Here is a 5,790-nt window from a genome sequence, read left to right as displayed (position 1 = left end):
AAGATCACGAGCGCTCCGGCTCCGACGAGCTGAGCAAGCCGCATGATGTCGATGCGGCCGGTGACCATGGCCCAGATACCATAGATGATGACGCCCACACCGATGACCGGTGCGGCAACACTGACCAACCCGCTTTCCAGAGACTCCAGCATGCTGGTCGCAGGAGCGGACCAGTCCTGCGCCATCGCCTGCGCCGGAAACAGCATCGAGGCGATGACAAGAATTTTGATTGTAGGTGACTGAAAATCTACCTTAGCGGGAAGTTGTAGACGGAGTCCGAGCCTCTTGAACAAGTGCATTTTCAAAAACCTCTTATTTTAGGATGAGATAGAAGGCAGCCACGGCCATCCAGTTGGTGAAAGCGAGGGCGCTGAAGCCATAGAACGCTCTGCGGATGGTCCGGGTGATCTTGTCGGACTCTACAGCGTGCTGTGCGACTGCCGAGACGACCGTCTGGATATTGTCGTTGCCTAGGTTCCGAGCAACCTTTTGTATGGTGTTCGCAATGTCATCGACCTTGTGGTCGATAGCTTCGTTGACACCGGAAACATCATTCTGAAATTGGAAAGAAACGCGTTTCCGCTCGTCCTCAAGCAGGCTTTTGAGGCGGTCACCGAAGGCATTCAGGATCGCAACCACTGCCAGAACCGGATCATCCTTCTGGTAGGAAATCCCGGTTTCCCTGTGAGCGACCTCAATGGCTTCATCAAGTGTCATCTGTCTCCACTCTTCAGCGAAGTCAGCATCGACGTTCGGAGACGTAGCGACACTCATTCGGCCGCCTCCTGATTAGCTGTTTCAAGGAAGGTAGCTTCATCCAGGCGCTCAATTGCCTTGGTCCAATAGATCTTGAGCCGCTGGCGCGCCATAACGTTGAAATCGTTCGATCGGATAGCTTCTTCGAAGGTCAGTTTGGCGCCCATCATTGCCCGGATGTCTTCGCCAAAAGTTCCTGCCTGGACCTTGGGGTGGCACATCACAGCTGCGATGCGGTCGGCGTTTTCCTGATAGACCTTACTGTCTTTGAAACCGCGTCCTTCACTGGCAACCGGCCCGAAAAACTCGTTCAGCCAGACAACTACCGGCACGCCCGGGAAATGCCCCAGAATGGCAAGAAGGCTGTTGAAGGTGTCATCCAGGGCAGCACCGCCGCAGATCGGGCAGTGAATGAACACCCGTACATCAAAGCCCTGCATAAGTTCGAAGGCATTGTTCTCGGCAAGGTATGAACAGGTGGCGATGAAAGACGAGGTTCCAGTGTCGATGACAGTGTGGGTCTCGTCGTCACTTTCGAAAATACGCGTCATCAGATGATCGAAGAGACGCGGATTGATATCATCACCGTCCATGATCTGGATTGGCAGCGCCTTCAGACCTTTGATGGCAGACAGTGTTGGTGTGGTCGGGTCCAGGTCAATCGCCTGCACATGATGGTCGGAGTAGCGCAGGTATTGCACGAGCATGGAAGACGTGAGGCTCTTGCCCGCTCCGCCCTTGCCCTGCATGACAATGTGAACGGTCTTCACCATTGGTCCCTCACTCCGTCAGAGCCGGTTGGAACCGTGAACTTATTGAGTTCGGGGAGCGGTTTGCGCGCCTTACTCTCGGCCTGCGGTGAGAGGTCTTCTGCAGTGTTTCCAGCACTGACTGCTGGATCCTCCACTCGTTCACTCTGCAGTTTTTTCCAGGTTCGGACGAAGGCGGCATACGTTATAGTGATAGTCTCACTCGCCACCAGCTGGTCATGCGCAACAGTGAAATTTGGCGTATTTGCTACTATTGATTTTACCTTGTCGTAGTTGGTCTCAAGCTCAAAGCGAGCCATCCCCCAACGCGACCGCGATCCTTTGGAAGGCGTGGACAGCATGGGTCATTAACGTTCTTGAAGAAGAACGCCCTCAATGTTGTTGATGATTGTTGAATGCACGCAGTATTGACCGCACTATCGGTGCGATTCAGCTAGACACACGTCAGCTTGCCGAAAGCCATTGCGACCAATACAGACAGGGAACGGAGTTTGTGAGGGTCTCCTTATGCGAGCATCAAAGGACTAGTTTGGTGTTCGCTAGGCTCGGCGGTCCTGACTTCCACATAAGGACCGCCGAGCTGCTAACAAGTTGGTTTTACTAATCGACGCAGTAGTTGTACATCTTTTATTCCGCTCTTTCTGGTAAGTTGTCCACAGACCTGCACTCATACTTAAGCGACAGTTAAGGCCCTCAATGAGGGCCTTGTTTCGTTGAGCCTTCAGGCGAATAAGTTAGCAAATACCGTCGCTTATGCGCGATCAGCAGGGATTTGCGACGCAGAAAGTGCCTCACTTTCTCTATCTTGCCCTGCTCCCCACGGTTAGGAATGGTTACAAACGTTCAAGAATATCTAAGATTTCGTATGAGAACGTATTTGTTCAGTTTCAAACGGTCACAAACGTCAAAGTTCAGCTGCTTTCTGTCAAACTCGTCCATCTAAGACCCTATAATACTGCGCTTATTGGATTTTGATAGCGAGTTCACGGCAAATAGATGAGTCTTTTCAAGTAGCTAGCTTCACAACAAGCACAAACAGTCACAAAAAGTAAAACATGTATAAGAACTAGAATAAACGGCCTTTTATTTGCTTTAACCGCGAGAGGGAAATTGTGCTCGCTAAGGTAAAGTAGGGTTCTTGCTGCCAAGAGAAAGGACACCCTCGGCGTCGCTATCGCGTTCACTCTGACCCACGATGCACACTCTGACTCTCTTCCCCAACCACCAAGTGGGCAGCACGATGACTTTGACTGTTGTTGACTATTTTTTACATTCGTATGAATTAAGGCGACCAATATCGGAGCACGCAATGACAGACGAACAACATCCAGGTCAGCTAGAAACGACTGGCACCTCAGAGCACAGTGACAGCAAAAGCACATCTCAGCAGTCGGCTGGTCCTGGTCGGATCAGTAAATCAGGGAAACGGAGCAAAACCGCTAAGGGATCTACGGGTCAGCGGTATACCGTTAAAGAGAGAGCGGAGAAGATCGCAGAGATCGAAACGCGTTTGTCCGAAGGCCTGAATATTAAGGCAGCGATTAAAGAGGCTGGGATATCTGAACAAACCTATTACAGGTGGAAACGTAACGCTGCACCAAAAGATAAGCCTGAAAAGCCGGTTCTGCAGCAGCCGAAAGTTGAAAAGATGTCGGGCAGCGAACTGGAAACGCTGGAGGATCTGGTCGCACTCGAAGCTGAAAATATTCGGCTGCGCACCCAGCTAGCGGAAAAGCTTCGTGCGGAAAACGCTGAACTTCGCAAACGCCTGGGGATGGAATGACTTTGGCTATCCATTCCGGCGTTGAAAACCTGCTTGAACGGCCGTAAATCTCAGGCATGCCTCACTGAGGCCTACCCAACTTTTTCGGAAGCATCTCTTCATGAAATCGCGACGAAACTTCGTTGTTGAATTGAAATCCAGCCGGCGACAGACAAAACCACAGAACAGATCCATCTGGGGTGATACTGATCTCAAGGCTCTTGCCAGTGAAGTTGAGGCAAACCTGCCAGCTTCGCACCCTGGTAGGAGAAACTCGTTTCCTCTGGAGAATAGGTCAACGCAGCCAATCCCCAGCAGTGAAAGTGGCGGCACCCAGTCGACCAAAGATATGCTCTCGAGTGACAGGCAGCCTCAGAGGCTGTCCACACCGCGGATATTGCAGGCGCTACCACTAGCCGCTGTAGAACCTGAGGCGAAGCCGGAGCCGGATGAGATCGATAGTACTCCTGAGGTACAGGTCACTTCTTCGAAAGGTTTTGACGACGAAATTGAGAAAAAACATACAAACAGCGTCGACTCCAAGTCAGACGCACTGGGTCTCGATGACCTGGAAGTGCTGGAACTGGAAAATCAACGGCTGAAGGGGATGTTGAGGTTGCAGCTTCGGGCGGAAAACCAAGAGCTTAGAAAAATGCTCGAACGTCTCCCGTGAGCTGAAATCAGAGCAACGAACGGTAACCGTGCCTAGGTATTGCCGTTTGAAGCAGTCCCTGCGCTTCTTCCCGCCGATGAATGGTCCCACAACCAAAGGTGTACTCGTGAAGCTGTCACGCGTTCGCTTCATCGTAAGGATCATCGTCAACGTTGACGGCGGCACCTGCAACACCTGATGAAGTCTTGGCGGACAGAACCTATGCGATGGAAACTCACAATCGCAACAAGTTCAGTAAGGTGCTTTACAATAAGTTGGTCGTCACGCTCGGTATTTCTGGCTGGTGGGGGCGGGAGATTCTAACTATTACGTTTCTGAAATACGCGAAAGTTAGAAAATTGCTCTAACTCTTCGGGGAAAACCACGACAAGGCCCGTGCCCATGATCAGGCCAAGCCGGGTCACTTCTCAATGAAAGTCGACATCTTGGCGATGCCGTCTTGCCAACAACGATCGACAATATACCGTCGAGGCAGGCTTCGTCAGGCCAACGACGCAATAAGTTATGATGGAACGCCGACCCTCTGAAAGAATTCATCAGAATTGATCGTTTTACATCACCTGAAGTTGCAACTATTCGTGTTTTTCAAGTCTTCTCCGCCTTCCAAGAACGGAGAAATACTTTCCGATCATCCAGATGCCCTCGGCGCTTCCGCTACATCTCTTCCGATCGGGCTGGGGGAAACACATGATTGCGAAATACCTTGGTGTGCTGCTGCCGCTCACTGCGCTGTGCATGACGATTACGCCCGCAAACTCACAACAGACGCTACCTGCCGTAGACGGGATCAGCGGCAAGATGTCCGTCAATGGCGGCAGTTCCGACGGAAGCGCGGTTGGAGGTGTGGAAGGCGCAATCACGATGCCGCTCGGACACAGGTTCGGCCTGCAGCTTGATGCCGGTCTCGGTGGCTACGATGAACCCTTTGCAGGACAATCCGCCTATTACGGCGCCGGGGCACATCTGTTCTGGCGAGACCCGTCAACCGGCATGATCGGCCTTGAAGGTTCGTATTCCCATCTCGACGCTTACCAGGGTGTCGACGTGTTTTCCGCTGGCATCGAGGCGGAGCGATACTGGGGCCCAATCACACTCGGGGGCGTCGTCGGGGTGACCGATGGCAGCCGCGCGATCGAAACCAACGGACGCAGTCAATTCAGATATGATCTCGATGCCACGTTCGTGGCCGGCTCGAAACTCACCTGGTATCCTGACGAGAACCTGGCCCTGTCTGTGTCTGGCAGGGTGTCGGGTGGTGATGCATCCGGGGGGCTCGGCGTCGAATGGGCACCTCTACGTGATACGCAGCTTCAACCCAGCCTGTTTGCGCGCGCGGCCCTGCACGAAGGCGGCGAAGCCTACGCGCTTGCAGGCGTCAGCATCTATTTCAGTGGCAAGTCCAAATCCCTTATCCGTCGCCACCGGGAGGATGATCCCCCGATCGCGAATGTGATGACACTGGGAGGTCTCGGTTTTTCCCTGGGTGCGATCATGAAGTTCAAACAGCACAAGGACAATCCGACACAGCAACCTAACGGGACGCCTCCGTCTCTGCAAATACTTGCTCTGTGTAAGCGATATTCGAAGTGTTAGGTGCCTTTCTGTGCCAATACGGAAGCAGTCACGATCTCTGCCAAACAGAGTGGTCACGATTGGACAACTTGGAGATCAAAGCAGGAGCAAGGCTAAGCCCCCAGAGACCCGACATATCGGGTCGCTTTGGATGACTTGGCCGTGCACAATAGGGCGAAGCCCTCCACAGGATCAGCCCGGCCCGTCAGGGCTGGTCCGGTTCAGCAGCGCCGATCCTGAATTTCGAAATATGCAGA

Annotated in this window: 6 protein-coding genes; 3 read left to right on the top strand and 3 right to left on the bottom strand. The window is 52.8% G+C overall.

Annotated elements, in window-relative coordinates:
- From ACYQ6M_RS30255 to ACYQ6M_RS30245, 3 genes are all read right to left on the bottom strand, one after another.
- The coding region (locus ACYQ6M_RS30255; RefSeq protein WP_460077672.1) for a hypothetical protein at nucleotides 1-185 on the bottom strand (185 nt) is incomplete at its 3' end.
- A 127-nt stretch (nucleotides 186-312) separates the two neighbouring features.
- Nucleotides 313-774 carry a hypothetical protein gene (locus ACYQ6M_RS30250; protein ID WP_289809193.1) on the bottom strand — a complete coding sequence of 154 codons (462 nt, stop codon included), beginning with the start codon at nucleotides 772-774 and terminating at the stop codon, nucleotides 313-315.
- The gene (locus ACYQ6M_RS30245; RefSeq protein WP_460077670.1) at nucleotides 771-1,529 is read right to left on the bottom strand and encodes a nucleotide-binding protein; all 759 of its coding nucleotides are present in this window, start codon (nucleotides 1,527-1,529) and stop codon (nucleotides 771-773) included. Before ACYQ6M_RS30245 ends, ACYQ6M_RS30250 begins: the two co-directional genes overlap by 4 nt.
- A 1,306-nt stretch (nucleotides 1,530-2,835) precedes the next feature.
- On the opposite strand from ACYQ6M_RS30245, the gene ACYQ6M_RS30240 reads away from it, so the two are divergent.
- The 3 genes from ACYQ6M_RS30240 to ACYQ6M_RS30230 all read left to right on the top strand — a co-directional run bounded on the left by ACYQ6M_RS30240 (nucleotide 2,836) and on the right by ACYQ6M_RS30230 (nucleotide 5,554).
- A complete protein-coding gene (locus ACYQ6M_RS30240; protein ID WP_460077668.1) occupies nucleotides 2,836-3,309 on the top strand; it encodes a transposase in 474 nt (157 codons plus the stop codon).
- Nucleotides 3,310-3,409: 100 nt separating this feature from the next.
- Nucleotides 3,410-3,961, top strand: a complete 552-nt coding sequence (locus ACYQ6M_RS30235; RefSeq protein WP_460077666.1) for a hypothetical protein — start codon at nucleotides 3,410-3,412, stop codon at nucleotides 3,959-3,961.
- 687 nt (nucleotides 3,962-4,648) lie between these two features.
- Nucleotides 4,649-5,554, top strand: a complete 906-nt coding sequence (locus tag ACYQ6M_RS30230; RefSeq protein ID WP_460077664.1) for a hypothetical protein — start codon at nucleotides 4,649-4,651, stop codon at nucleotides 5,552-5,554.
- The last annotated feature ends 236 nt before the right edge of the window (nucleotides 5,555-5,790 follow it).

It is taken from the genome of Roseibium sp. ROS1 (assembly GCF_054658215.1).
The sequence above is the reverse complement of the archived record's forward strand: the minus strand, read 5'-3'. Positions and strand labels throughout refer to the sequence as shown.